This window comes from Mitsuaria sp. TWR114 (assembly GCF_007997345.1).
Genome location: NZ_VOSR01000753.1, coordinates 1 through 1,722, shown reverse-complemented (window position 1 = coordinate 1,722; position 1,722 = coordinate 1). Strand labels below are relative to the sequence as shown.

At 73.2% G+C, this 1,722-nt stretch carries 2 protein-coding genes; both read right to left on the bottom strand.

Annotation, left to right across the window (positions count from 1 at the left end; all coding sequences use genetic code 11):
• Positions 1 to 164: 164 nt before the first annotated feature.
• The gene (locus tag FUT87_RS23675; protein WP_147242586.1) at positions 165 to 1,226 is read right to left on the bottom strand and encodes a hypothetical protein; all 1,062 of its coding nucleotides are present in this window, start codon (positions 1,224 to 1,226) and stop codon (positions 165 to 167) included.
• Positions 1,227 to 1,387: 161 nt separating this feature from the next.
• Positions 1,388 to 1,722: sigma factor-like helix-turn-helix DNA-binding protein (locus FUT87_RS23670; protein ID WP_255511992.1), on the bottom strand; the 335-nt coding region annotated here is incomplete at its 5' end.

Sequence of the window (1,722 nt, the reverse complement as noted above, 5' to 3'; positions counted from 1 at the left end):
CGAGCCCGTCGAGCCAGCGGTACCTGCTGCACCTGCTGTACCTGAAGTACCCGCGGTCGCTGTGGCGCCCGGCACGGACGTGCCGGCCTCGGCGGGCAGGCGGAACGATTCGATGCGGTTGGATGTCGAAGGGGTGATGGATGCAGGCATGTCGGCTCCCTCCTTCAATGCGCGGCCGCGGTGTCGCGGGACGTCGATGTGGCACGGGCCAGGCGCGCGAAGTCGCGCAACCAGGCGGCGAAGCCGTCGGCGAAATCGGCGGCGCTGCGACCGTCGACCGGGCAGCGGGACATCAGGCGGGCGCGGCCGCGCTCGCGGGCCACGGCGACGCCGGCGAAGACCATCAGCGTCGTGTTGGCCTGCAGCGCGAGCCGCCGTCGCTCGAGCGTGTCGAGCGCTTCGGCGCCGAGGTCGGACACCAGCACCAGCGTGTCGGTCCCGTCTTCGCAGGCCAGGCCGATCGACACGCCGTCCAGCGTGAACGATCCGCTGCGCGCGCCGGCCAGCGCGTCCGCGGCGGGCAGGCCCGCTTGCAGCAAGGCCCCATGCACGCGCACGAGCACGCGCTCGGGCGCTTCCAGGCATGGCGCGTCGACATCGGCCGCAGCGGTCGCATCGACACCGCGGCGCTGTGCCGCATTCGCGGGCCCCGCGGCAGCTTCAGTCGTTCCGGACATGCCGGCCGTTGCCGCCGTCCCGGCCGTTGCTGCGGTTGCGGCCGCTGCTGCCGCTCCGGCCTGCGCCGTCACGCCCTCGAGCAGTGCCTGCCGCAGCTGCAGCAGCCCGGCCAGTTCAACGGCGAGCAGATCGGGATGCGCGTGCCCGGCGGCGGTGCGCAGGATCAACACCGCCTCGCCGTCGTCGTTCAACCCGAAGGCCGCGTGGGTGGCGACCAGCGCCTGCCCGGTGGCGAGCAGCAGCGCGTCGCACCAGGCCGCCTCGTCGACCGCGGCCGGACGCGCGGCGCGCGTGACGGCCAGCCAGGGCCCCGTCGGTTCGTCGTGCAGCGGATGCAGCGACAGCGGCTGCCCGGCGAGCTCGATCAGGCCCGTGGCGGCGAAGTGCCGCGCGACTTCGGGGCTGGCGCCCAGCCGCAGCGCGGCCTCGCGGCGCCAGTCGGCGATGACGCCGGTGACGTCGGCGGGCGTGCCGGCTGAAACGGTGTCGGCATGAGCGGGGATCGTCCCGTTCGCCGGAGGTGTCGTCGACGCAAGGATGGTCGTCATGGAAGCTCCCTGGCCGAGTTGTTGGGTGATGGGTTCGGCCGGCGATGACGATAGGCACACCGCGATGACGACAGCGAGACGGACGCGAAGCGGGTGGCGTCGAAGCGAACGCGCCGACGCGGTCGACCGCGGGCCCCGACCGGTCCTCGGGCGCAGTCGGCTCAGTAGCCGCGCGTCCCGACCGCCGCTTCCGCCAGCGCCGGCAGCACGTCCTTGAGCTTCTCCCGCGCGCGCACCAGGCGCGCCTTCACCGTGCCCGAGGGGCAGGCCATGATCCGCGCGATCTCCTCGCAGGATTCGCCCTGGCAGTAGGCCAGCTCCACCGTCGTGCGCTGCTCCAGCGACAAGGCGGCGAGCCCGTGACGCACCCAGTCGCGCAATTCGCGATCGGGGCCGTCGTCGAAGAACGGTTCCGCCTCGGCGAGTTCCGCCTCCGGCACCGCCGAGGCATTGATCTCCTGTCCGACCTCGCGGTCCCGCAGCGCCTTGAGCATGC